This is a genomic window from Archangium sp. Cb G35, assembly GCF_001896145.1.
Classification (GTDB): Bacteria; Myxococcota; Myxococcia; order Myxococcales; family Myxococcaceae; genus Archangium; species Archangium violaceum.
Genome location: NZ_MPOI01000006.1, coordinates 431,030 through 456,373 on the forward strand (window position 1 = coordinate 431,030; position 25,344 = coordinate 456,373).

The 25,344-nt window shown below is 68.5% G+C and carries 18 protein-coding genes; 6 read left to right on the plus strand and 12 right to left on the minus strand.

Features of this window, described 5'->3' with window-relative positions:
* Positions 1–6: 6 nt before the first annotated feature.
* Positions 7–981 (minus strand): hypothetical protein, encoded by a 975-nt coding sequence (locus BO221_RS20570; RefSeq protein WP_073562166.1) that lies wholly within the window; start codon positions 979–981, stop codon positions 7–9.
* A 14-nt stretch (positions 982–995) separates the two neighbouring features.
* Between BO221_RS20570 and BO221_RS20575 the strand changes: the two genes are divergently transcribed.
* Positions 996–2,909, plus strand: coding sequence for a hypothetical protein (locus BO221_RS20575; protein ID WP_143195576.1), 1,914 nt, complete (start codon positions 996–998; stop codon positions 2,907–2,909).
* Here BO221_RS20575 and BO221_RS20580 read toward each other — a convergent pair.
* The 6 genes from BO221_RS20580 to BO221_RS20605 form a co-directional block, all read right to left on the minus strand.
* Positions 2,890–3,324 carry a DUF2383 domain-containing protein gene (locus BO221_RS20580; RefSeq protein ID WP_073562168.1) on the minus strand — a complete coding sequence of 145 codons (435 nt, stop codon included), beginning with the start codon at positions 3,322–3,324 and terminating at the stop codon, positions 2,890–2,892. The genes BO221_RS20575 and BO221_RS20580 overlap by 20 nt on opposite strands.
* 206 nt (positions 3,325–3,530) lie before the next feature.
* Positions 3,531–4,694, minus strand: a complete 1,164-nt coding sequence (locus tag BO221_RS20585) for an SDR family oxidoreductase (protein WP_073562169.1) — start codon at positions 4,692–4,694, stop codon at positions 3,531–3,533.
* 109 nt (positions 4,695–4,803) lie between these two features.
* Positions 4,804–5,742 (minus strand): patatin-like phospholipase family protein, encoded by a 939-nt coding sequence (locus tag BO221_RS20590; RefSeq protein WP_198956152.1) that lies wholly within the window; start codon positions 5,740–5,742, stop codon positions 4,804–4,806.
* 109 nt (positions 5,743–5,851) lie between these two features.
* A complete protein-coding gene (locus tag BO221_RS20595) occupies positions 5,852–7,585 on the minus strand; it encodes a membrane dipeptidase (protein WP_073562170.1) in 1,734 nt (577 codons plus the stop codon).
* Between the two features lie 103 nt (positions 7,586–7,688).
* Positions 7,689–8,198, minus strand: a complete 510-nt coding sequence (locus BO221_RS20600; RefSeq protein WP_043396970.1) for a DUF4442 domain-containing protein — start codon at positions 8,196–8,198, stop codon at positions 7,689–7,691.
* Between the two features lie 58 nt (positions 8,199–8,256).
* Complete coding sequence (locus BO221_RS20605; protein ID WP_073562171.1) at positions 8,257–9,051, minus strand: SDR family NAD(P)-dependent oxidoreductase; 795 nt, start codon at positions 9,049–9,051, stop codon at positions 8,257–8,259.
* 114 nt (positions 9,052–9,165) lie between these two features.
* On the opposite strand from BO221_RS20605, the gene BO221_RS20610 reads away from it, so the two are divergent.
* Both BO221_RS20610 and BO221_RS20615 read left to right on the plus strand, forming a co-directional pair.
* On the plus strand, positions 9,166–9,999 hold the full coding sequence (locus BO221_RS20610) for a sterol desaturase family protein (RefSeq protein WP_073562172.1): 834 nt from the start codon (positions 9,166–9,168) through the stop codon (positions 9,997–9,999).
* 147 nt (positions 10,000–10,146) lie between these two features.
* Positions 10,147–10,599, plus strand: a complete 453-nt coding sequence (locus BO221_RS20615) for a hypothetical protein (RefSeq protein ID WP_073562173.1) — start codon at positions 10,147–10,149, stop codon at positions 10,597–10,599.
* Here BO221_RS20615 and BO221_RS20620 read toward each other — a convergent pair.
* Positions 10,596–11,246 carry an HAD family hydrolase gene (locus BO221_RS20620; protein ID WP_073562174.1) on the minus strand — a complete coding sequence of 217 codons (651 nt, stop codon included), beginning with the start codon at positions 11,244–11,246 and terminating at the stop codon, positions 10,596–10,598. The two genes, BO221_RS20615 and BO221_RS20620, sit on opposite strands and share 4 nt — an antisense overlap.
* 37 nt (positions 11,247–11,283) lie before the next feature.
* Between BO221_RS20620 and BO221_RS20625 the strand changes: the two genes are divergently transcribed.
* From BO221_RS20625 to BO221_RS20635, 3 genes are all read left to right on the plus strand, one after another.
* The gene (locus tag BO221_RS20625) at positions 11,284–12,435 is read left to right on the plus strand and encodes a hypothetical protein (RefSeq protein ID WP_073562175.1); all 1,152 of its coding nucleotides are present in this window, start codon (positions 11,284–11,286) and stop codon (positions 12,433–12,435) included.
* A 147-nt stretch (positions 12,436–12,582) separates the two neighbouring features.
* Entirely contained in the window at positions 12,583–14,511 is a 1,929-nt protein-coding gene (locus BO221_RS20630) for a YgiQ family radical SAM protein (protein ID WP_073562176.1), read from the plus strand.
* A gap of 45 nt (positions 14,512–14,556) precedes the next feature.
* Positions 14,557–15,051 carry a hypothetical protein gene (locus BO221_RS20635; protein ID WP_233166176.1) on the plus strand — a complete coding sequence of 165 codons (495 nt, stop codon included), beginning with the start codon at positions 14,557–14,559 and terminating at the stop codon, positions 15,049–15,051.
* Here BO221_RS20635 and BO221_RS20640 read toward each other — a convergent pair whose 3' ends face one another.
* From BO221_RS20640 to BO221_RS20655, 4 genes are all read right to left on the minus strand, one after another.
* Positions 15,052–15,906, minus strand: a complete 855-nt coding sequence (locus tag BO221_RS20640) for a protein-glutamate O-methyltransferase CheR (RefSeq protein ID WP_073562178.1) — start codon at positions 15,904–15,906, stop codon at positions 15,052–15,054.
* A 37-nt stretch (positions 15,907–15,943) separates the two neighbouring features.
* Positions 15,944–22,396, minus strand: a complete 6,453-nt coding sequence (locus BO221_RS20645; RefSeq protein WP_073562179.1) for a HAMP domain-containing protein — start codon at positions 22,394–22,396, stop codon at positions 15,944–15,946.
* 88 nt (positions 22,397–22,484) lie between these two features.
* Positions 22,485–24,728 (minus strand): response regulator, encoded by a 2,244-nt coding sequence (locus BO221_RS20650; RefSeq protein WP_073562180.1) that lies wholly within the window; start codon positions 24,726–24,728, stop codon positions 22,485–22,487.
* 230 nt (positions 24,729–24,958) lie between these two features.
* Positions 24,959–25,342 (minus strand): helix-turn-helix domain-containing protein, encoded by a 384-nt coding sequence (locus tag BO221_RS20655; protein WP_073562181.1) that lies wholly within the window; start codon positions 25,340–25,342, stop codon positions 24,959–24,961.
* Between the last annotated feature and the right edge of the window lie 2 nt (positions 25,343–25,344).

The window sequence follows — 25,344 nt, forward strand, 5'->3', positions numbered from 1 at the left end:
CCGAAGTCACTGCCCGTCCGCGTGCAGCCGGGCGCGGGCGCGGCTCACTCCCACCACGTAGAGCACGGCGAGCGCCGCCAGGCAGGCCAGTCCCAGCCAGGTGTAGCGCCGGATGAGCTCGGACTCGGTCCAGCCGTGGACGTCCACGAGCTTGGAGGGATCGCTCAGTCCCACGCCTCCGATGTGGCCGAAGGGAATCCGGTCGAAGTCGCTCCGGGCGGCCCACCATTGCGAGAAGGCATCCATGAAAGCCGCCGCGCCGATGGTCAGGTAGCCCCAGTGCAGCCAGCCCTGGCGGAGCTTGGAGTGCCTGGGCGCGTAGACGGTCGTCATGAGGAGGCTGCCGAGCACGAGGCACCCGGCATCGCCTCCAAACGTGACGAGCATCAGGCCCTTGCTGGGCGGCAGCACCACGGTACCGATGAACTGAAGGACGAGGCTCGTGGCGCCCGCGATCATCAGGAGCCGGCTGCGCGTGAGGTACCCGCGGAGGCTCATCGCCGCGAACAGGGTGGCCAGCAGCACGAAGAGGACGGTGGAGCGCTCGTCATCCGTGCGGGTGACCCAGGGGCCGGGAAAGGAGGGGAAGCCGCAGAACCAGGCGGTGACGGCGTGGCCCAGCTCGTGGATCCACATGGAGAGGAAGACGCGCATCAGGAAGCCCCACAGGGGGGACTTCACGAGCAGCCACGCCACGATCAGGGCAACGGGGAGGGCGAACAGGCGCACCCGCAGCTCGCTCCGTGCTTCCTCCTCCTCCCCGTGCCAGAACGTGCCCGAGGGAGTGAGTGGCACCTGGGGCTCGGCCGGAGCTGGAGCCTCGGCGGGCTCGGGCTCGGGAGCGGGTGGGACGGGCCGCGAGGCGAGTTGCGCGGCACGGGCTTCCGCCCTGGCATAGAGGACGCCGCACCTCGGGCACTCCGGCGCGAGGATGCGAGGCTCACCACAGCGGGGACAGACCCTGGGCAGCGGGTTCTCCATCGGGTGTAGTGTACATGGCCCATGGGATGGACATGGGTGTGAAGGACCTGGGACGGTGGGCGCCCCTCCTGGCCGTGCTGCTCGGGACGCTGGCGTGGCCCTCGGTGTGGTGGGGGAGTCCGCCGCACTCGGCAGACCACAACGTGCACCTGGCCAACGCGGTGGAGGCCGAGCTCCTGCTGCGCTCCGGGCGGCTGGTGGGCTGGAGTGATTTCCAGTTCGCGGGGCACCCGGTCCACGCCTTCTATCCGCCGCTCGCCAACCTCTGCGTTGCTTCCGTCCACCTGCTCACCGGGGGCCTCTTGGGGTGGGATGGGAGCTATTGCGTCGTCCTGGGGGTGTTCCTCGGGGGATTCGCCCTGGCGCTCTTCGTGCTCCTGCGTCCGGTGCTCGGCCCCTTCTGGGCGCTGGTGGCCCTGGGCCTCTGCCTCTTCGTGGACCGGGGCGGGACATACGCGGGGGGCCGGCACTGGTATCTCGACATGGGCGTGTGGCCCTTCGGTGCGTCCGTGGCCCTGGTGCTGGCGGCGCTCGCGCGGTTGCCGGACTGCCTGGTGCGAGGCGGACGCGGAGAGGCCCTCGTCCCCGGGGTGTTGCTGGGCCTGGCGCTGTTGACCCATCCCTTCGCGCTCGTCCTCTTCTTCCCGATGGCCGCACTGCAGGTGGCCGTCTTCTGGAGGGAGGCGGGCGGGGGACTCCACGCGCCGCGGCGGTGGTTGGCCGTGTCCGCCCTGGGACTGGGGCTGGCGGCGTGGTGGCTTCTTCCCTTCCTCCTCCGGGGCTCGCAGGCCGAGCACGTGGGCGCGATGCCTCAGTCCCTGGGCAGGCTGTGGAGTGGAGTGTGGGGCGGCGAGCTCGTGCCGGGGCTGCCGGGCTGGGTGGGGCCGCTGGCCGTGGTGGGCTCGGGAGTGGCGTGGTGGAAGGGCGGCTCGCGCGGGCGCTGGCTGGTGCTCGCCACCTGGGGCGCGCTGCTGCTGACGACGGAGGCGCCGTACTGGCTCCTGGGCCTGGAGAAGCACCGGGCCATCGAGGGCGTGCAGGTGGTGCGCTTCCGGGCGGTGGGGCGCCTGTTCCTGGTGGGGCTCGCGGTCCTGTCCGTGAGGGAGCTGGCCCACGCGCTGCGTGCACGCCGCGGGTGGGAGGCGGGGGCGCTGGGGCTGTTGCTGTGCGCGGGCCTTGGGGTGTGGCGTCTCCGGGGGGGAGAGCCTCCGGGTGGCACGTCCGAGCCGCCGAAGCGCTTTCAGTGCTACACGGCCGAGGAGGAGGCCGGGCTGGCGCGGCTGCTGCGGGAGAGCGGCCCGCGGATGGGGCAGGGGCGCCTGGCGCTCTACAACCCCTCCGCGCACCACCATTGTCTGCTGCTCGCGGTGCCGTGGTTGGAGCGCCCCTTCTTCAAGGTGGGCTACACGCCGGCCACCGTCTTTGGCGGCAAGTTCAGCACCCTGGAGCCACGCATGCTGGGCCACCTGGGCGTGACGGCGGTGCTGATGGATGCGCCAGCGGAGGGGCCCCTGGCCGGGTTGCCGGTGCTCGCGCGGTGGGGCCGATTCGAGGTGCGCGAGGTGCGGCAGCTGCCCCGGGTGAACGCCTCGACGCCTGACGCGGCCGCGGAGGTGTTGTCCTGGGAGGACGAGGCGGTACGCCTGCGCCTCTCCGGGCCCGGAGCCACCGGGGTGTTGCTGTGGATGGGTTGGGCCCCCGAATGGGAGGCCACGCGTGAGGGCCAGGCGGTGCCGCTCGAGCCGGCGCTCGTCGAGGGCGCGCGGCTGATGACGTTGCAGGCGGACCCGGGAGAGGTGGTGCTGCGCTTCGGGGCCTCGAGAGGGGCGCGTCCAGCGGCGCTCCTCTCGGTGCTCACCGTGCTGGTGGCGGCGTGGGCGGCGCTGTCCCGTCCACGCCGTCCCTCCGTCAGTGCAGGGTCTTCTTGAGGCGGCTCATCTGCGCGTGGGTGCGCTTCTGCGAGGGCAGCAGCTCCATCCGGACGAAGCGGCGCGCCTCGCCATGCGTCTTGTCCATGTCGCGCTGGTAGTCCGCGAGGCCGTGGTCCTCACCTTCCTCGAGCGCCTGGATGGCCGTCTTGTCGCCGAGGAGATCCGCGCCTCCCTGCACCAGCTTCGCGAAGGCTCCCCAGACGCCGGAGCCCTCCACCGGCTTGCCTCCGAGCTTCTCGACGCGCTCGCGGATGGCCTCCACGCGGTGCTCGTGGTCATGCATGCAGTCCTCGAGCTGGCTGCGGAGCCGCTCATCCGACACACGGCCGATGGCCTGGCGGTAGGTCTCCACCGCCGAGATTTCACCGCGAAGGAATGAGTTGAGCGTCTCGACATCGGTGGTATTCGCCATGCGCTTGCCTCCTGCTGGAGATGACTCGCGCAAAGGTGATTGCTCCCTCGTGGAGCGGCAACGAGCGCTCCCCGGCCTTGCCCCGCTCCAAGAGGACGGCGCGGGGGTTGCCTGCCCGCCAGGGAGCGACGAGGGGATGGCACCACCGTGGAGTGGTGCACGGTACGGGGAGGGAGACGCCGTCCCTCCCCGTGGGCTCCGTGACCTCAGCCGCCCTGGGCGGCCGGGGCCACCGGAGTGCCCTGCTGCGCCTTGGCCCAGAGCGAGAGCAGCTCCGCCTCGCGCTCCGGAGGCAGCCCTCCGCGCAGCTTGCTGCGGCGCTCCTCGGGCTGGCTGTTGAACCACTCGAGGGTGTCCCGGGTGGTGACGGCCGGCGAGCGGAACTTCAGCCCGGCCTGCACCGCCCGCGCGTTGCTGCGCCGGTGCATGCCCGCGTAGGCCCCGAAGGCCGGCGCCCAGATGGGGAGCGCGCCCTCGCCGTCCTCGCCGTTCTTCTGGAGGAACTCTCCGGACACCCAGGTGAGCTTCGTGTCCTTGCCGGTGATCTCCTTACAGGCCGCGAACAGCTCCCCCATGCTCCAGGGCTTCTCCGGCCCCACGGCGTTGAAGACGCCCGTGGTGTTGCGCTCCACCAGCAGCACGAGCCACTCGGCCAGGTCGCGCACGTCGATGATCTGCAGCGGATCCGACGGGCTGCCCGGCGCGAGCATCTCTCCGCCCTGCGCGTAGCGCCAGGGGAAGGACGTGAAGCGGTCCGTGCGATCCTCCGGGCCCACGATGTAGCCGGGGCGGACGATGGTGGTGCGGCCCGGCAGGGCCTTCTCCACGGCCACCTCGCACGCGTGCTTCAGCCCACCGTAGTTCTCGAAGTTCTTGCCCATCGACTCGACGTTCGGATCGGCGAGCGTGGCGGTCGCGGCGGTCTCGTCCGCTCCGGGCGTGTCGTTCTTCGCGTAGGCCGAGACGCTGGAGATGAAGATGTACTGTCCGACGTTGGGCGCCAGCAGCGACGCCGAGGCTCCGACCGTGCGCGGGTAGTAGCCCGAGTTGTCGATGACGGCGTCGAACGAGCGGCCCTCGAGCGCCTTGAGGCCCGCGCCCTTGTTCGGGTCTCTATCGCCCTGGAGCTTCTCCACGTCCGGGAAGAGCTCCGGCCGGGTCTTGCCGCGGTTGAAGAGGGTCAGGGTGTGTCCGCGCGCCTGGGCCGCGGCGACAACGGCCGGGCCGAGGAAGCCCGTGCCACCGAGGACGAGGATCTTCTTGGGGGCGGCGCGGCCATCTCCGGACGTGGAGCGCGTGCCCGTGGCGCAGGCCGTCATCGCGGCGGCGGCCAGGGTGTACTGGAGGAACTGCCTTCGGGAAGTGGTCATGGTTGGGTATCGGGGAAGCTGGCCCGGGAAGAGCGGCCGGGCGCATGATGGCCCGTTTCCCTGGCTGCTGCCCACGACACCCGGCGGTTTTTTCTATTCCCCCCGTGGCTCAGGAGGGGAAGGGGTGCTCGGGCGTGGGCAATGACGCGGGGGGCCGGGGGGGACGTGCCCCGGTTCGTTGGATGACCGCCCGCGCGACCTCCTCGCCGTGGCGCATGCGCAGCCGGATCGTCTCCTTCCCGAAGTCGAGGGTGTCCCCCATGGGCTTGACCGGTTCGACCATGGTGATGGGGCAGTAGACGTAGGGCGTCCCATCCGGTTTCTTGAGCGTCAGGTTCGCCTCGTGCGCCTGCTTCACGAGGTCGTTGAGGCGGACGAACTCGCTCACGTCATTGCGCAGGATTTCGTTGAGGGTGATGTCGGTGAGGCTCCGCTTGGCCACATCCAGGATGTTGGAGGGAGGCTTCGCCGTGTCGATCCCTTCCGAGCTGCAGGGGATGACGACGATCTCGGTGGGCTTGAAACCCAGCGCGTCCCCGAGCGGCGTGACGTTGCGCAGGCCACCGTCCACATGCGCCTGGGGGCCGATGGCCTCCCAGATGACGGGCATCGTCGCGCTGTGCCAGACCGCGTCCAGGAAGTCTGGAGCCTCGTGGGAGACCAGTTCGTACTCTCCCGACACGAGCGAGACGCGGCCGACATGGACGGGGGTGGGGAAGGGCCGCCCCGCGGCGTGCTTCTGGAGGAGCTTGCGCATCGGCGTGTTGTCGTAGAAGCCGAGCCTGCGCTGGATGCCGAGCCGCAGGGCCACCAGGGGCCAGGGGAACTTCCGGTAGATGTCCTCCTCGCGGATGTTCAGCCAGAGGTCCATCAGCCCCACGTACTCGCGTTGGGCGAGGAGCGTGGCATTGAGGGCGCCCACGGACACCCCGAATATGCGCTCCCAGCGGAAGCCGAATTCCTCGCGCAGGACACGCTCGGCACCCACCTGGAAGGCCCCCTTGGCACCACCGCCGGACAGCACGAGCGTGGCGACTCTCTCCGCCATGGCAGTCTCCTTTGCTGCCACGATTCATAGCGGCGGCGCATGGGGGGGCGAAATCACCCCGGAGCGCGAGGAAAGGGACTCGCAGGCGACAGCAACGGCCCGGCCGCGCTCAGCCGGTGGGAGGAGTGAGTCTGGGAATCGCCGCGTCCACCAGCTCGCCCGCGACGAGCTCCGCCCCCCGGCTCTCGCAGGACTCCCACATGCGCAGGAAGGCCTCGGCCGAGGAGAAGAGTGGATCCATCTGCGCGTCCGTCAGGCCCACGTGGACGAGGTCCCGGATGAAGTCCGGCAGCAGGCCGACGTGGGCCAGTCCGTCGGTGTTGAAGTCGAACTCGCGCGAGCCGGCGCGTGCCTTCTCGAAGGGCACATGCGTGCGGTACAGGGTGCCCGAGTAGGGCAGGGGCGGCTTGTTGCGCTGGAGCATCTGCTGCACGGGCCGCCGCTTCTCGCGCAGCGTGTCGTCCTTCAGCCCGGCGGCGGCGTTGGGCCCGTAGCGGGGCCCCGGTTGTTGGTTGAGGCCGTTGAAGTCGGTGCCCATCGCCACGCCGCCGGAGCCCGCCTCGCGCAGCAGGGAGAGGGCGTACTGATAGGACTGGGCCCACGTCTTGGACGAGCGCGCGCAGTCGTTGTCCACCGTGCCACCGGGAAAGTCCTTCAGCTCGTGCTGGTTGGTGATGGGGCCGAGCAGACCGCCCAGCTCGAGGATGCGCCGCGCCTGGCCGCGCGTCTTCATGTACTCGCTGGCGCGCTTGGCCTTGCGGCTCGTCTCGTGGGGCTCGAGGCCCTGCTCGCGGAAGGCGCAGTGCGAGGCGACGACGGGGTAGCGGGACTGCTCGGCCAGGGAGAGCACGTCGTTGGTGCAGCGCTCGGACATGTGCTCCACGTCGAGGATGAAGCCCTGGCGCATGGCCTCGCGCAGGAAGGTGTGGCCCGTGGACGTGAGCCCGAGCTGGTTGACGTGGCCCTGGCCGGGGGCGTTGAGGGCGTACCCCTTCGGGTAGTGCGCCCGGCGCGTCAATTCGTAGAGCATGACGGCCGCCTTCGTCTGCGTCTCCATGTCCTGGCCGAGCCGGAAGCCCACGTCGGGGGCGCCCTGCACGTCGAAGAAGTGCCCGCGCAGGAAGTGGTTGAGCAGGTTGAACTTGTCGTCATAGACGGCCGCACCGCCGAAGCTGTTGTTGGCCAGGTGCAGCGGCGTCATCATCCGGAAGCCCAGATCCTTCAGCCAGCGAAGGATGCGGGGGAGCTGCTCCAGCGACAGGGGCTGTTTGCCGAGGGCTTCGCGGTCGCCCAGGAGGCTGTCCAGCGAGTCCACCTCCACGCCGGCCACCACGGCGAGCTTGCCGGCGGTGATGAGCTGGCGGGCCTGCGAGGCGCTCAGGGCCAGCCCCATCCAGTCCGCGTGGCGCTCGGTGAAGCGGCGCAGCTCGCGCATCTGCTTCTCGATGGAGGACTCGTCCTTGTCGGGGTGGTGGCACTCCTCGGCCAGCAGCTCGTTGTTGACGGCCACGCTGCACAGCAGCCGCAGCCCTCCGGCATGGGCCCGCCGCAGCCACTCCACGAACATCTGCTGGTGGATGAGCGTGTTGAAGGTGGGCCAGTCGGCATAGGTGCCATGGCCACAGGGGCCGTGGCCCAGGCCGCCCTCGATGAAGGCTTGCACCAGGGGCCAGTCCTTGCCGAAGTTGCCGATGCCCCATTTGCCGTGGAGGTGGATGTCACAGCGGGCGAGCGCCTGCTCGATGTCACCATCCGGGCGCCCGGCGAGCAGGTGCCCGCCAAAGCCCAGGTGCGCCATCAGGTGGCAGTGCAGATCGGCGAATCCGAACACGGGGGACGCCATGAGAATCTCCGGGCCGGCTGCGGAAGGCGCCAGCATGCCCCGGATGATTCAAGGTGTCCCGGCCTCTGGCCACTTTCGTTTCTTCACCAACTCTCGGCCCGCGTCAGTGCGTGGCGGGGCCGATCAGCCAGCGCGCACGGGCCCGGGCCACCACCTCGCCGGACTCGTCGGTGAGGTCGGCCTGGACGTCGTACTCGTGCCGCTCGCCCGCGGCGGCGACGGGGGCCCGGCACTCGGCGGTGATGGAGCCCCGCGCCTTGCGCAGGTAGTCCATCTCCAGGTGGGTGATGATGCCGCGCATGCCCTCGGGCAGGGCGGACATCATCGCCACTCCGGTGGCCACCTCGCCCAGGTTCATCAGCGCGATGGCATGCACCGAGCGCAGGTGGTTGCGCACGGCGCGCCGGTCCCGCATCCGCACCCGGGCATAGCCCTCCTCCAGGGTGAGCACCTCCGGGCGGATGGTGCCGGTATAGGGCGCGAGGTTTCCGAGGAGCTGCCCCATGAGGAGCCCTCCACCGGGGGCATGGCGCAGCAGGCTCCATGCGCGGCGCAGGGTCTCGGCCGAGGCGAGGCTGTTGAGGGACCGGGTCAGGCTGGAGAGAGGAGACATGGGGCGAGGACATAGCATCCCCATGCCCCTCGGGAAGGCGCTTCGGTGGCCATCCGTCCTAGAGGATGTAGTTGGCGGTACCGCCGTCCACGCGCAGCGCGGAGCCGGTGGTGGCCGAGGCGCGCGGGCTGCAGAGGTAGACGGCCAGGTTGGCCACCTCCTCGGGCGTGGCGAAGCGGCGCAGCAGCGAGGTGGGGCGCTCGTTCTTGAAGAAGTCGGCCTCCGTCTGCTGGAGCGTCCTGCCGCTGCCGGTGGCGAGGTTCTGCACGAAGTCCTGCACGCCCTCGGTCTTCGTGGGGCCGGGCAGCAGGGCGTTCACCGTCACCCCGGTGCCCGCCAGCTCGATGGCCAGTCCGCGCGACACGCTGAGCTGGGCCGTCTTCGTCATTCCGTAGTGGATCATCTCCTTGGGAATGTTGAGGGCGGACTCGCTGGAGACGAAGAGGATGCGCCCCCAGAGGCGCTCGCGCATGCCGGGTGCGTAGTGGCGCGAGAAGCGCACCCCGCTGAGCACGTTGACCTCGAAGAAGCGCGTCCAGTCGGAATCCGGAATCTCGAAGAAGGGCTTGGGCTCGAAGATGCCCAGGTTGTTCACGAGGATGTCCACGCTGGGGACGCGGGCGAACACCGCCTGGGCCCCCTCGGCGGTGCCGGAATCGGCGACCACGCCTTCCACCTGGGCGCCGGGAACCTCCTTGCGGATGCGGGCGACGGCGTTGTCGACCGACTCGGCCTTGCGGCCGTTGATCACCACGCTGGCGCCCTCGGCGGCCAGGCCCCGCGCGATGGCGAAACCGATGCCGAAGGTGGAGCCGGTGACGAGGGCCCGGCGGTTGCGAAGCTCGAAGTCCATGGGGGTGACTCCTCGGAGGGTAGGGAAGCGTGCAGATTAGGGGGGCAGGGGGACCTGCCCAAGCGCCTTGTTCGAATGGAAAGCAGTAGGCTGCTGGACCGTCTGGAGGCCCGCATGCCCGTCCTGCTCACGCGCTCGCCGGTCGAGGTCGCGCTCTTCGTCTTCGGCATCAACCTGCTGCGCTACGTGCTCTTCTCCGTCCCGGCGTTCCTCGTCTTCCACCGGTGGACGCCGAAGCGCGCGCTGTCACGGCGGCTCGGTCCGGAGCCCGTCGGCACGGCGCAGGTGCGCAGGGAAGTGTTCTACTCGGTGGTGAGCCTGGCCATCTTCGGGCTCACGGGCGTGCTGATGTACGCGCTCGCCCGGGCCGGGCTGTCCCGCATCTACAACGACGGCCGGTATGGGACCGTGTGGTTCATCGTGTCCATCCCGGTGATGCTCATCCTCCACGACACGTACTTCTACTGGACGCACCGCTTCATGCATTGGAAGCGCATCTTCAAGTACGTCCACCGGGTGCACCACCTGTCGAACAATCCCTCGCCGCTCGCCGCCTACGCCTTCCACCCGCTGGAGGCCGTCATCGAGGCGGGCATCGCTCCGCTCATCGCGCTCACGCTGCCGGTGCACCGGGACGCGTTCCTCATCTTCCTCACCATCCAGTTGCTCATCAACGTCACGGGACACCTCGGCTTCGAGATGTACCCGCGCGGCTTCCTGCGCTCGCCGCTGGGGTGGATCTTCAACACGACGACCCACCACCACCAGCACCACCAGAAGACGAACTGGAACTTTGGCCTCTACTTCAACGTGTGGGACCGGCTCATGGGCACCAACCATCCCGGTTATGTCGCGGCCTACGAGGCGGCCACCGAGGGGATGGGCTCCCGGGAGGACACACGGAGCGGGCAGACGCCGGACGTGCTCAGTTCCTCCTCGCCGCGCTGATGCGCTCGCGGCGGCCCGGGTGCTTGCTCGCCGGACGGCCGTGAGACACCGCTGGCCATGCGTCACGCGGTGCCTACTTTCGAGAGAAAGACCTGAACGTGTTTTCAGATGACGCGTTCGGACGGCTTCCACGAGAGGACTTCAGCGATGGCACGCGCACGCAAGCAGACCCGGAGCAGCAGCGGACGGGAGGCGCTCCGGAAGAATGGGATGATGGCTCACCTGCTGGACTCGCTCGACGCGGGTCAGGACATCGGTCACTTTGGACGGCTCGTCTTCGCCATGGTGGCGCGGTACTTCCTGGACGAGGAGGAACTGCGGGACACGCTCCTGCAGGATCCGGCCTTCGACGAGCGGCAAGCGCTCGCGCTCATCGAGCAGGTGAAGGCCCGGGATTACAGCCCTCCCCGGCGCGAGAAGGTGCTCCAGTTCCAGGCGCAGCAGGAGTTCCCCCTCTGCCCCAACATGGATGATCCGGACGCCTGCAACGTCTACAAGGACCTCCAGTTCCCGGAGAGCGTCTACGAGCACATCACCGATTACCGGGAGCAGAAGGCGCACACGCACGACGAGGACTCGCCGGCGGCCGGGAGTCCCTAAGCCTGGGGCAGGGGAGGCAGGTGCTCCAACAGGCGCCCGAGGTCCGGCTGGAGCTCGTCCGGGGCCGCGGTGGCGAGCGTCCCGGCGTCATGGTTGCCCCAGGTGACGGCATAGGTGCGCAGTCCCGCCGCCTTTCCGGCGTGGATGTCGTGGGTGGTATCGCCCACCATCCACAGGCCCTCGGCGGTGCCCAGTGCGGCCAGGGCCCGGTGGATGACGTCCGGGGCGGGCTTGTGGGGGAAGCCATCGGTTCCCTGCACGTAGTCCAGGGCGGGCGTCAGCCCGAGCGCCTCGACGAATCGCCGGGCCATGTCCGTGCGCTTGGTGGTGGCGATGGCCAGCCGGTAGCCCCGCTCCCGGAGCGTCCGCAGCAGCTCGACGACGCCAGGGTAGGGGCGCGAGCGGTTGACGAAGTTGCGGGCGTAATGCTCGCGGTAGACGGTGCACAGCGAGACCGCGTGCGCGGGAGCGAAGTGCGCGTACATGGCCTCCAGTGGATGGCCGATGAGCGGGCGCACCTCCGCGTCGGTGGGCGCTGGCAGTCCCAAGCACGCGAAGCCGTATTGGAAGCTGGAGATGATGTCCGGCAGCGAGTCCACCAGCGTGCCGTCGAGGTCGAAGACGATCGTCTTGTGCGGGTGCGTCATGGGGGGCCAGTGACATTCTGTGCTATTCGCGGCGGCGATGGCGCGCAAACGCATCCTGGCCCTCGTCACCCTGCTCCTCGCCCTGCTGGCGGCCACCTGGCAGCGCGCCCGGGCCATCGAGAAGCTGCCCCCGGACTTCGACGAGGGCATCTACCTCCCCCTGGCGTACCGCTACGCGGAGATGGTGGAGGGAGGCCGCTGGGGCGAACTCGTGGCGTACCAGGAGAACTTCGAGCACCCACCGCTGGTGAAGCTCCTGTATGCCTCGGAGTTGTTGGTGTCCGGAACGCCCGAGCCGGAGTGGAAGACGGTGCGCGTGGGCCGCCCCATCCCGGAGCCCGCCGTGCCCGTCTTCCGGCAGACGCGCTGGCTGTCCGGGGTCATGGGCATCCTCCAGGCCGGCCTCATCGGCCTGGTCCACCCGGGGGCCGCGCTCCTGCTCGCGTTCGACTCGTACCACGTGAAGTACACCTCGCAGGCCTACCTGGAGGCCGTCCCCGGCCTCTTCGCCATCCTCGCCGTGCTCGCCTTCGAGCGGGCCCGCCGGGGTGCCCGTGAGGCGGGGCGGGGAGCGCCCTTCCAGCTCGCACCGCTCGCGCTCTCCGGGGCCCTGTTGGGCTTCACGGCCGCGGGCAAGTACCCGTACGCGATGGTGGTCGGGCTGGCCTTCCTGCCGTTCCTGGTGGGGTACGGCCGGGCCCGGTGGCGTGTGTGGGCCGCCTTCGTCCTCCCGGCGATGGCCGTGTTCGTGCTCGCGCATCCAGCCCTCTGGCCGGATCCCCTGGGGCGTCTGTGGGCGTCCGTCACGTTCCACTGGAACTACTCGCACAGCGAGCACGTGGTGCGCTCGGCGCTCCCCTGGTACCAGCCGCTCTACCACCTGACGCACGCGACCCCCACCCAGTGGCACAAGGGTGTTTTCGCCACGGGTGCCACGGTCTGGGTGCTGCTGCCCCTGGCCGCCATCGGGTTGCCAGCCACATGGCGCCAGCGCCCCGTGTGGGCCGCCTGGGCCCTGGTGGGTCTGGTGTTCCTGGTGCTCTGGTCCACCAAGTGGGCCCAGTACCTGCTGCTCGTCCTGCCTCCGCTCTGTGTCTGCGCTGGCCTGGGGGTGAGCACGCTGTACGGGCTCGCGGCCTCCGTGCTGCGGCGGCGGGCGGCGGGCAGCGAGCAGCCGAGCCAGGGCTGAAGGCCGCTCGAACCACGGGGACTTGCTCCCCCGTGGGCTTGGGGATGACGCTGGCCGGGCTGCCGGGCGGGGGCCCTCCGTCCTCCCCGGAGAGCATTCGTTTGCATCCAGGCGTTCTCAAGAGTTAGGGGAGGGATGGGTACCCCCATGGCCACACAGACTCGCTACGCGCATCCCTTCCTCCCCGTCACCCGTGCCGACATGCAGGCCCGAGGCTGGGAGCAACTCGACATCATCATCGTCTCCGGCGATGCGTACGTGGACCATCCCGCTTTCGGCCCCGTCCTCATCGCCCGTTTCCTCGAGGGCCGTGGCTTCAAGGTGGGCATCATCTCCCAGCCGGACTGGCACTCCGCCGAGCCCTTCAAGGCGCTGGGCAAGCCCCGGCTCTTCTTCGGGGTGGCCGCCGGCAACCTCGACTCGATGCTCAACCGGCTCACCGCGCAGAAGAAGAACCGCTCCGAGGATCAGTACAGCCCGGGCGGGCGCACCAACTGCCGGCCGGACCGAGCCACCATCGTCTACGGCCAGCGCTGCCGCGAGGCCTACCCGGACGTGCCCATCGTCCTCGGTGGCATCGAGGCCTCGCTGCGCCGCATCGCCCACTACGACTACTGGAGCGACAAGGTGCGCCGCTCCATCCTCATGGACGCCAAGGCGGACCTGCTCGTCTTCGGCATGGGCGAGCGCCCCGTCTGGGAGGTGGCCGACCGCATGCGCCGGGGCGAGCGCATCGAAGACCTCCGCGACGTGCGCGGCACTGCGTACATCATCAACGACGCGGAGATGAAGGCCCACGAGGCGGACCCGGCGAAGCGCGCCGTGGACCAGAAGGTGGTGGTGTTGCCCTCCTACGAGGAGGTGGTGGCGGACAAGCTGGCGTTCGCCCGCATGTCGCGCGACTTCCAGATGGAGACCAACCCCGGCAACGGGCGGCCCCTGGCGCAGCGGCATGGCAACCGCGCCGTCTACTTCAACCCGCCAGCGCGGCCCCTGGAGGACGGGGAAGGCAAGGGGGACAACTCGTCGGTGGCCATGGACGAGCTGTATGACCTCAAGTTCAACCGCGTCCCGCACCCCATGTACAAGGAGCGCATCCCCGCCTACGAGACGGTGAAGCACTCCATCGTGCTGATGCGCGGCTGTTTCGGCGGGTGCACCTTCTGCTCCATCACCGAGCACGAGGGCCGTGTCATCCAGAGCCGCAGCGCGGAGAGCGTGCTGCGCGAGGTGCGGGCCCTGCGGCGCATGGGGGACTTCCGCGGCACCATCACGGACCTGGGTGGCCCCACGGCCAACATGTACAAGCTCAAGTGCAAGAGCGAGGACATCGAGCGGCGCTGCCGCAAGCTGTCCTGCGTGCACCCTGGCGTCTGCGAGAACCTGCAAACGGACCACGGGCCCCTCATCGACGTGATGAAGCAGGTGCGAGCGGAGGAGGGCGTCAAACACGTCTTCATCGCCAGCGGCGTGCGCTACGACCTGGCCGAGCGCTCCCCCGAGTACGTGAAGGAGCTCGCCGCGCACCACGTGGGTGGCCAGCTGTCGGTGGCGCCCGAGCACGTGTCGCCCCGCGTGCTGGAGAAGATGAAGAAGCCCGGCATCGAGAGCTTCGAGCGCTTCCAGCACATGTTCGCCTGCGCCAGCGAGGAGGCCGGCAAGGAGCAGTACGACATTCCCTACTTCATCAGCGGCCACCCGGGCTCGGCGCTGGATGACATGGTGGAGCTGGCGCTGTGGCTGAAGCAGAACGGCAAGCGGCCGCGCCAGGTGCAGGACTTCATCCCCACGCCCATGTCCGTGGCCACGGCCATGTACTACACGGGAATGGATCCCCTGAAGATGGAGCCCGTCTACACGGCGAAGGGGCTGCGGGAGAAGCGGTTACAGAAGGCGCTGCTGCTCTTCTGGAACCCCGAGCACTGGCCCCTGGCCCGCGAGGCGTTGCAGCAGGCCGGCCGCGAGGATCTCATCGGCCGCGGGCCGCACGCGCTGGTGCCTCCGGAGACCGCCGCCGAGGCCTCACGCCGCAAGCAGGCCGAGGCCCGCGAGCGTCAGGAGCGGCGGGCTCGCTGAGCAGCGCCTGTCCACTCGCCTCCCTGGACTTCGGTCGGGTGGCCGATGGACCTACGGCGCCTGCCCGGGTCCGTTGTCACCTTTGGCCACATGAGGGACCTGTTCCAGCTCTTCGCCGTATCCGCGGTGGTGATGGGGATCTCCCAGACCCTCACCCGGGAGCGTCTCTTCGCGCCCCTGCGCGCGCGGCTCGGAGGCAAGGAGACCTGGTGCGGTTACCTGGCGTCCTGTCCTTATTGCACCTCGCACTACGTGGCCTTCGTGCTGGTGCCGCTCACGGGCACCTATCCCATCACGGTGGTGGTGGGCGGCTGGCCAGGCACGGTGCTGAGCTGGTTCTTCTCCTCCATCCTCGTCACCGTCATCGCCGCCTTCTTCCGGGTGCTCTTCTGGTTCGTGGACGAGGCGCAGGGCCTGGTGCGCCGGCGCCAGCGCAGCGAGGAAGAGGAAATCGCCACCAAGCAGGTGGTGCGCAAGAAGGTGGAGCAGGAACTCTCCCCCGAGGGGCGTGACGAGCCGCTTCCCCCCGCTCCCCACTGATCAGGCGCGGCGGCGGTAGAGGCGCTCCTGCGCATCCACCTCGTCGTACTCGGTCTCGATGACGGTGTGGCGCAGCGTCTCGCCGCGCCCGAGCGCGAGCACGCCGAAGCGCCGCAGCGACTGGTTCAGCAGCCGGTACACGCGCGTCTGCAGGTCCGGGCCGAAGTAGATGAGCACGTTGCGGCAGAGGATGACGTTGAACTCGTTGAAGGTGCCGTCGCTCACCAGGTTGTGCTGGGCGAAGACGATGTTCTTGCGCAGCGGCGCCTTGAAGATGGCGTGGTCGTAGTTGGCCGTGTAGTAGTCGCTGAAGGCGGCGGTGCCCCCGGCGCGCAGGTAGTTGGCCGTGTACTCCCGCATGTGCTCCATGGGGAAGATGCCGGACTTGGCCCGCTCCACCACGGCCGCGTTCATGTCCGTGGCGTAGATGCGGCTGCGCTCGTACAGGCCCGCCTCCGTGAGGAGGATGGCCAGCGAGTACACCTCCTCACCCGTGGAGCACCCGGCGTGCCAGATGCGCACGAAGGGGGCGGAGAAGAGGTGGGGGACCACCTTCTCCCGGAACGCCGCGAAGAAGCTCGGGTCCCGGAACATGGTGGTGGTGTTGACGGACAGGTGCTGCAGCAGCTCCTCCATCGCGGAGGAGTTGTGCAGCACCCTGGCCTGGAGCGCGGAGAGCGTCTCCAGCTTCTGGGCGTGGACCATGTTCCACACCCGCCGCCGCAGGGACGTGCGGGCGTAGCCCCGGAAGTCGAGGCCGTAGCGCCGCATGATGCCCTCGAGGAGCAGGTCCAGCTCGATGTCCTCGAGGGCGTCATCACCCTCGACCGATTCACGCACCAGCGCTTCCTTCATCACCCGTCACCCACTGCCCGCTCACTCGAGACGGGGGTTACCCGTTGTTGTTGCCGCCAGAGTGCGCACGCTCGGCGTTCTTGAACAGCCACACGCGCAGCAAGCTGAGCAACTGGTCCGTCTCCACCGGCTTGGTGATGTAGTCGCTGGCGCCCGCGTCGATGCACTTCTCGCGGTCTCCCTTCATGGCCTTGGCGGTGAGCGCGATGATGGGCAGGCTCTTCAGCTCGTTGACCTGGCGGATGGCGCGCATGGTCTCGTAGCCGTCCATCTCCGGCATCATCACGTCCATGAGGACGACGTTGAGGTCCGGCGTGGCGCGGATGATGTCGATGCCCTTGCGGCCGTTCTCCGCGTAGAGCACCTGCATCTTGTGCTTCTCCAGCACGCTGGTGAGGGCGAAGATGTTGCGCACATCGTCGTCCACCACGAGCACCTTCTTGCCGGCCAGCACCGGATCGCTCTGGTGCACCTGCTTGATCATCGCCCGCTTGTTCTCGGGCAGGTTGGCCTCCACGCGGTGCAGGAAGAGCGCCGTCTCGTCCAGGAGCTGCTCGGGCGACTTGACGCTCTTGATGATGATGGCGTCGGTGACCCGCTTGAGGACCGTCTCCTCCTCCTCGGACAGCTCCTTGCCCGTGTAGACGATGATGGGCGGGGTGTGGCCCTTGATCTTCATCGCCTCGATGAGCTGCAGGCCCGTCATGTCTGGCAGGCCCAGGTCCAGCACCACGCAGTCGAAGTAGCGCTCCTGCATGGCGTTGAGGGCATCCTGGCCGCTGCCCACCGCGGTCGTCTTCACGTCGCCGTTGCCAATGAGGGTGACGATGCTCTCGCGCTGGCGCTGATCGTCCTCCACCACCAGCAGGTTCTTCACCGGCCGCTCGATGAAGCCCTTCACCCGGGCCAGGGCATCGCCCAGGGCCTCGCGGTTGGCCGGCTTCTGGATCACCGCCAGCGCGCCCAGCCTGAGGCCACGGCTGCGCTGCTCCTCGCTGGCGGAGATGATGTGCACCGGGATGTGGCGGGTGCGGCTGTCGTGCTTGAGGCGATCCAACAGGTTCCACCCGTCGATGACGGGCAGGCCGATGTCCAGGGTGATGGCATCCGGCCGGTACTGGCGCGCCATGGCCAGGCCCGTGTCTCCGCGCAGCGCCACCAAGCCCTTGAAGCCCTTCTCGCGGGCCAGGGTCAGCACGATGCGGGCGAAGACGATGTCATCCTCGATGATGAGCAGCGTCCGGTCTCCCGGCTGGATGTTGCGCCGGTCGTCCTCGACTTCCTCCTCGCGCGCCAGCTCCGCGTCCTGCACCGCGGTCTCCACTTCCGCGCGCAGCGCGTTGAGCCGCGCCTCGGCCGTGACCCGCTCGGAGGAGACGCCGCCGTTGCCGCCGTTGCCGTTGCCAACGCTGCCGCCGTTGCCGAGCTGCTGCGAGCGGATCGCGCTGGTGACGGGCACGTACGTCTGCGGCACGTAGAGGGTGAAGGTGCTGCCCTTGCCCGGGGTGCTGCTCACCTTGATTTCGCCACCCAGCAGCTTGGCGATCTCGCGGCTGATGGACAGACCCAGGCCGGTGCCGCCGTACTTGCGGCTGGTGGTGCCGTCCGCCTGCTGGAAGGCCTCGAAGATGATGCGCTGCTTGTTCTCCGGGATGCCGATGCCCGTGTCGATGACGGAGAAGGCGAGCACCGCGCCGCCCTGGTTGAGCACGGGGTGATCGATGCTCCAGCCGCTGCGGGCCGGACGCACGTCCATGGTGACGTGGCCTTCCTCGGTGAACTTGAAGGCGTTGGCCAGCAGGTTCTTGAGCACCTGCTGCAGCCGGCGTCCGTCGGTGAGGATGTGCGAGGGCAGGGCCTGGGTGAACTCCAGCTTGAAGCCCAGCTTCCGGTCCACGGCCACCTGGCGGAAGGTGCGCTCCACGAAGTCCTTCAGGCTGCTGAGCGACACCTCGTCCACGTCCACGCTCATCGTTCCGGACTCGATCTTCGACAGGTCCAGGATGTCGTTGATGAGGCTGAGCAGGTCGCTTCCGGCGCCGTGAATCGTCTGGGCGAACTCCACCTGACGGCCGCTGAGGTTGCCCTCGGAGTTCTCCGCCAGCAGCTTGGAGAGGATGAGGAGGCTGTTGAGCGGGGTGCGCAGCTCGTGGCTCATGTTGGCCAGGAACTCGCTCTTGTACTTCGAGGAGAGGGCGAGCTGCTGGGCGCGCTCCTCGAGGGCCACCTTGGCCTGCTCGATTTCGCGGTTCTTGCGCTCGACCTCCATGTTCTGCACCTGCAGGAGGCGGCTGCGCTCCTCGAGCTCCTCGTTGGTCTGCTGCAGCTCCTCTTGCTGCTGCTTGAGGCGCTCCTCGGAGGCCTGGAGGCTCTTGGCCTGCTGCTCCAGGCGGCGGTTGGTCTCGGTGAGCTCCTGCTGCTGGCTGCGCAGCTCGTCGGCGAGGCTCTGGGACTGCTTGAGCAGCTCCTCCGTCCGCATGCCGGCGGCGATCGTGTTGAGCACGATGCCGATGGACTCGGTGAGCTGATCCAGGAAGGACAGGTGCGTCTCGCTGAACCGGTAGAAGCTGGCCAGCTCGATGACGGCCTTGACCTGGCCCTCGAAGATGACGGGGAGGACGACGATGTTGAGGGGCTTGGCCTCACCCAGTCCGCTGTTGATGCGGATGTAGTCGTCCGGCACGTCGGTGAGGAGGATGCGGTCCTTCTCCAGGGCGCACTGGCCCACCAGACCCTCGCCCAGCTTGAAGGAGTTGGCGAGGCTCTTGCGCTCCTTGTAGGCGTAGGCGGACAGCAGACGCAGTGCCTGCATCTTGTCGCCGCCGTCCATGATGTAGAACACGCCGTGCTGCGCCTGCACCAGCGGCGCCAGCTCCTTGAGGATGAGCTTGGAGACCGTCTCCAGCTCGCGCTGGCCCTGCAGCAGGCGGGTGAAGCGCGCGAGGTTGGTCTTCAGCCAGTCCTGCTCGGTGTTCTTCTGCGTGGTGTCACGCAGGTTGGAGATCATCTGGTTGATGTTGTCCTTCAGGGCGGCCATCTCGCCCTGGGCCTCCACCGAGATGCTCCGGGTCAGGTCGCCCTTGGCCACGGCGGTGGCGACCTCGGCGAGCGAGCGCACCTGGGTGGTGAGCGAGCCGGCCATCGAGTTCACGTTGTCCGTGAGGTCCTTCCACGTACCGGCGGCGCCGGGCACCTTGGCCTGGCCACCCAGTTTTCCTTCGATACCCACCTCGCGGGCCACCGTGGTCACCTGGTCGGCGAACGTGGCCAGCGTGTCGATCATCCCGTTGATGGTGTCGGCCAGGGCGGCGATCTCGCCCTTGGCGACGAGGGCCAGCTTGCGCTTCAGGTCACCGGCGGCCACCGCGGTCACGACCGTGGCAATGCCTCGCACCTGGGCCGTGAGGTTGCTGGCCATGCTGTTCACGTTGTCCGTGAGATCCTTCCAGATGCCGGCGACGCCCTGCACCTGCGCCTGGCCGCCCAGCTTTCCTTCGGTACCCACCTCGCGGGCCACGCGGGTCACTTCGGAAGCGAAGGACGAGAGCTGATCCACCATCGTGTTGATGGTCTGCTTCAACTCGAGGATCTCGCCCTTCACGTCCACGGTGATCTTCTTGGAGAGATCACCCATGGCGACGGCGGTGGTCACCTTGGCGATGTCGCGCACCTGAGCGGTCAGGTTGCTCGCCATGCTGTTCACGTTGTCGGTCAGGTCCTTCCAGGTACCGCTGACGCCCTTCACCTGCGCCTGGCCGCCCAGCTTTCCTTCCGTACCCACTTCCTTGGCGACGCGGGTCACTTCCGAGGCGAACGAGGAGAGCTGATCCACCATCGTGTTGATGGTGTTCTTCAGCTCCAGGATCTCGCCCTTCACGTCCACGGTGATCTTCTTGGACAGGTCACCGCGCGCCACGGCGGTGGTCACCTCGGCGATGTTGCGCACCTGGTCGGTCAGGTTGCTCGCCATGGAGTTCACGTTGTCCGTGAGGTCCTTCCAGGTGCCGGACACGCCCTTCACCTGGGCCTGGCCGCCGAGCTTTCCTTCGGTACCCACCTCGCGGGCAACGCGGGTCACCTCGCCGGAGAAGGTGTTGAGGTTGTCCACCATCGTGTTGATGGTGTTCTTCAGCTCGAGAATCTCACCGCGCACATCCACGGTGATCTTCTGGCCGAGGTCGCCGTTGGCCACCGCGGTGGCGACCTTGGCGATGTCACGCACCTGGGCGGTGAGGCCGCTGGCCATGCTGTTCACGCTGTCGGTGAGGTCCTTCCACGTACCGGCGACCCCACGCACCACGGCCTGACCACCCAGCTTGCCCTCGGTACCCACCTCGCGGGCCACGCGGGTCACTTCGGAGGCGAACGAGGAGAGCTGGTCCACCATGGTGTTGATGGTGTTCTTCAGCTCGAGGATCTCGCCCTTCACGTCCACGGTGACCTTCTTGGAGAGGTCGCCGTTGGCCACGGCCGCCGTCACCTTGGCGATGTCGCGCACCTGGGCGGTGAGGTTGCCGGCCATGGAGTTCACGTTGTCCGTGAGGTCCTTCCACGTACCGGAGACGCCTTCCACCTGCGCCTGACCGCCCAGCTTGCCCTCGGTACCCACTTCCTTGGCGACGCGGGTCACTTCGGAGGCGAAGGACGAGAGCTGATCCACCATCGTGTTGATGGTGTTCTTGAGGGCGAGGATCTCGCCCTTCACGTCCACGGTGATCTTCTTGGAGAGATCGCCCCGGGCCACGGCGGTGGTCACCTCGGCGATGTTGCGGACCTGGCCCGTGAGGTTCGAGGCCATCTGGTTCACGTTGTCCGTGAGGTCCTTCCACGTACCGGCGACGTCCTTCACCTGGGCCTGGCCGCCGAGCTTTCCTTCGGTACCCACCTCGCGGGCGACGCGCGTCACCTCGACGGAGAAGGTGTTGAGGTTGTCCACCATCTTGTTGATGGTGTTCTTGAGCTCGAGGATCTCCCCGCGCACGTCCACGGTGATCTTCTGGCCGAGGTCACCGTTGGCCACCGCGGTGGCCACCTTGGCGATGTCGCGCACCTGGGCGGTGAGGCCGCTGGCCATGGAGTTCACGTTGTCCGTGAGGTCCTTCCACGTACCGGCGACACCCTCCACCCGGGCCTGACCGCCGAGCTTTCCTTCCGTACCCACTTCCTTGGCGACGCGGGTCACTTCGGAGGCGAAGGAGGAGAGCTGATCCACCATCGTGTTGATGGTGTTCTTGAGGGCCAGAATCTCGCCCTTCACGTCCACGGTGACCTTCTTGGACAGGTCGCCGCGGGCCACCGCCGTGGTGACATCCGCGATGTCACGCACCTGGGCGGTGAGGTTGCTGGCCATCTGGTTCACGCTGTCCGTGAGGTCCTTCCACGTTCCGGACACGCCCTCGACCTTGGCCTGGCCGCCCAGCTTTCCTTCGGTACCCACCTCGCGGGCAACGCGGGTCACCTCGCCGGAGAAGGTGTTGAGGTTGTCCACCATCTTGTTGATGGTGTTCTTGAGCTCGAGGATTTCTCCCTTCACGTCCACGGTGACCTTCTGGCCGAGGTCACCGTTGGCGACGGCGGTGGCGACCTTGGCGATGTCACGCACCTGGGCGGTGAGGCCGCTGGCCATGGAGTTCACGTTGTCCGTGAGGTCCTTCCACGTACCGGACACGCCCTTCACCTGGGCCTGACCGCCGAGCTTACCCTCGGTACCCACTTCGCGGGCCACGCGGGTCACTTCGCCGGAGAAGGTGTTGAGGTTGTCCACCATCGTGTTGATGGTCTGCTTCAGCTCGGCGATCTCACCGCGCACGTCCACGGTGATCTTCTTGGACAGGTCGCCGTTGGCCACGGCGGTCGTCACGTCGGCGATGTTGCGCACCTGGGCGGTGAGGTTGCTCGCCATCAGGTTCACGCTGTCGGTGAGCTCCTTCCAGGTGCCGGACACGCCGCGCAGCACGGCCTGGCCGCCCAGCTTTCCTTCGGTACCCACCTCGCGGGCCACGCGGGTCACTTCACTGGCGAACGAGGACAGCTGGGCCACGGTGCTGTTGACGACCTGGGCGGTGCGGAGGAACTCGCCCTTGAGGGGGCGGTCCTCGAACTCCAGGGCCATGGTCTGGGTGAGGTCACCCTTGGCCACGGCGCCGATCACGCGGGCCACCTCGGTGGTGGGCTGGGCCAGGTCGGCGATGAGCGAGTTCACCGCCTCCACGGCCGCCTGGTAGCTGCCCACGGCGCCGTTGAGCGTGGCGCGTTGGGTGATGCGGCCCTCGCGGCCCACCACGGTGCTGACGCGCTCCAGCTCGTGCACCAGCGCCTGGTTGAGGGTGATGACCTCGTTGAAGGTGTCGTAGATCTTCCCCGTGGTCCCTGTCCGGTCCTCGGGCATGCGGACGCTGAAGTCCCCCTTGCGGAGCGACTGGAGCGTCTTGAGGAGGAGCTTGGGATCGAGCGCGTTTTCGGCGGGCGCCTTGTCGGACTGCGTTGCCATGGTGTGGGGCTTCTCCTGTGCTGCTTGTCCGGCGGAATGGCGCCCATGAGGGGCCGTCCACCGGTCACCTGGGGGAGGGGGGGCGGTTTCAGGCCGCCGTACAGAGCTTCTTCAAGACTTGAGACAGGTCATCGGAGGACACCGGCTTGACGAGGTGGGCGTCGAAGCCCGCCTCGAGTGCGCGTTTGCGGTCCTCGGGATGGCCATAGCCGGTGAGGGCGACGAGCCGGGTATCGGAGCCGCCGGCGGAGGCACGGACGAGCTCGGCCACCTTGTAGCCGTCCAGCTCCGGAAGGCCGATGTCCACCAGGGCCACCTGGGGGCGCTGGGAGAGCACCAGGTCCACGGCCGAGCGGCCGTCACTGGCCTCCTGCACGCGGTGGCCGTGGAGCTCCAGCAGATCCTTCAGCGTCTCGCGGATGTCCGGGTTGTCCTCCACGAGGAGGATGTGGAGCGGTTGCAGCTTCTGGGCGGTGGCGGCGGCGGCCTTCAACAGGGTGGGCAGCGAGAGCGCCGCGGGAGCCTCGGCGGGCAGGGGGAGGCGGACGGTGAACTCGCTGCCCTGGGAGAGGCCCTCGCTGCGGGCGGACACGCTGCCGCCGTGCATCTCCACCAGGCTGCGCACCAGGGTGAGGCCCAGGCCGAGCCCGCCCTGGGCGCGGTCGCTGCCGGGGTCCACCTGCACGAAGAGATCGAAGACGCGGTGGAGCATCTCCGGCCGCAGGCCGATGCCGGTGTCGCGCACGCTCAGCACCAGCTCGTCGTCCTGGCGCTCGGCCTTGAGCTGGATGCGGCCGCCGGAGGGCGTGTACTTGGCCGCGTTGTGCAGCAGGTTGGCCACCACCTGCGTCATGCGGGTGGGGTCCACGTTGAGCATCACCGCCTCGGAGGGCATCGAGACGCTCAGCTCATGGCGGCGCTGGGTGACGATGGGCTCGCAGGCCTGCACCGCACCCTCCACCACGTCCGTGAGGGCGACGAGGACGGGTTTGAGCTCCACCTTGCCGCGGGTGATGCGGCTGACGTCCAGCAGGTCATCCACCAGCCGCGTCATGTGCGCCACCTGGCGATCCGCGCTGGCGATGGTGCGCTGGATGATGTCGTCCTGCCACATGCGCATGCGGAAGACCTCGAGCGCGTGGCGGACGGGGGCCAGGGGGTTGCGCAGCTCGTGGGCGAGCATGGCGAGGAACTCGTCCTTGCGCCGGTCCGCCTCGCGCAGCGCGCCGATGAGGCGCTCGCGCTCCAGGGCCACGGCGACCTGATCGCACACGCCCTGCATGAGGGACAGCTCGTCGGCGGAGAAGGCGCGCATGGTGCGCGTGCCGAAGGCCAGCGTGCCCAGGACGCGGCCCTGGCTGAGCAGCGGGTAGCAGGCGAGGGCGGCCAGTCCCAGCTCCGGCGCGGCATCCGGGGCGGGACCGTTGGCGGCGGAGCCGGCGTCGAGCACCCAGCGCTTGTTCTCGGCGGCCACCCGGCCCGCGACGCCCTGTCCGGGCGTCAGCAGCTCCAGCCGGGGCAGCAGGCCCTCGGGGATGCCCGCGTGGGCCGCCAGCTGCAGGGCGCCATGGCCCTCCTGGAAGAGGTAGCCCAGGCAGACCTCGAGGCCCAGGTGCTCGACGATCTGATGGTGGACGCTGTTGAGGAGGGTGCGGCCGTCGGGGCCCTTCAGCAGGCGGCTGGCCACGTCCGCGAGCAGCCGCAGCCGGGCGTTGCTCTCGTGCAGGGCCGACTGGGCCTGCTCCTTCTCGTTGACGAGCCGCACCAGCTCCTGGGCGCGCTGCTCGCGGGCCTCGGACACCTTGCGCTCGCGCTCCATCTCCTGCTCCAGCAGGGAGCGCTCGTAGTGCGCGCGGGCCTCGGCCAGCTTGCGCTCGTGCTCGCGGTTCTCCGCCTGCCGCAGCAGCTCCGCCTGCCGGCGCACCTCTTCCGTCTTGCGGTGCAGGTCCAGGAAGACCGTCACCTTCGTGCGGAAGATCTCCGGGACGATGGGCTTGAAGAGGTAGTCCACCGCGCCCAGCTCGTAGCCGCGCGTGACGTTCACCTCGCTGCGGTTGTAGGCGGTGATGAAGATGATGGGGATGTGGCGCGTGCGCTCGCGCATCCGGATGAGGCTCGCCGTCTCGTAGCCATCCATTCCCGGCATCTGTACGTCCAGGAGGATGAGGGCGAAGTCCCTGTCCAGCAGGAGGCGCAGGGCCTCGTCACCCGAGGAGGCGGTGACGATGTTGGCACCCATGTCGGCCATGAGCACCTCCAGGGAGCGGAGGTTGGCCGGGGTGTCATCCACGGTCAGGACGTCTACACGTGAGAGCGCGGGGGGCGAGGACATGGTGGGCGAAGCGGGGAGCGCGCGGGCCGTCCGGGGATCAGACACCGAGCTTGTTTACCGCCACTCCTCACTTCTACCCAGGGCGAACGTTGAACACCCTGTCGGCTGACTGACGCCCAGGCAGACGAGCAGGCCGAAAAGTGTCCGCCGACGGACATCTGGAGAGGGCACTCCCGTCGGAGTGACCGGTTTCCGACAGTTCCACCCTGTTGGATGTCAAGGGGGTGTGCTCACTCCTCCTCATCGGGGTGGGAGATGGAGCGGAGGGCCACGCGGAACAAACGGAACCGGTCGGGCGGCAGCTCGCGCACGAGCATGGCGAGGCGCCGCAACTCGGGGGGATCTCCGGGTGGAGGCGCTGGAGGCTCTTGCGTGGGCGGGTCCTCCGAGGGTTTCACCCCCAGGAGCACATCGGCGGAGATGCCCAGCAGCACGCAGAGGGCCTTGAGCTTGGGGGTACTGGGCATCATGTCCCCGCGCTCGATGCGGCCGTAGACGGTGGGGACGAAGCCCACGGCCTTGGCCACCTGCTCCTGGGTGAGCTCCAGGCGCATGCGGGCCATGCGCAGCTCCGTGCCCAACCTGGGTTGTAGCTTCTCGTCCTTGGGGTTCACGT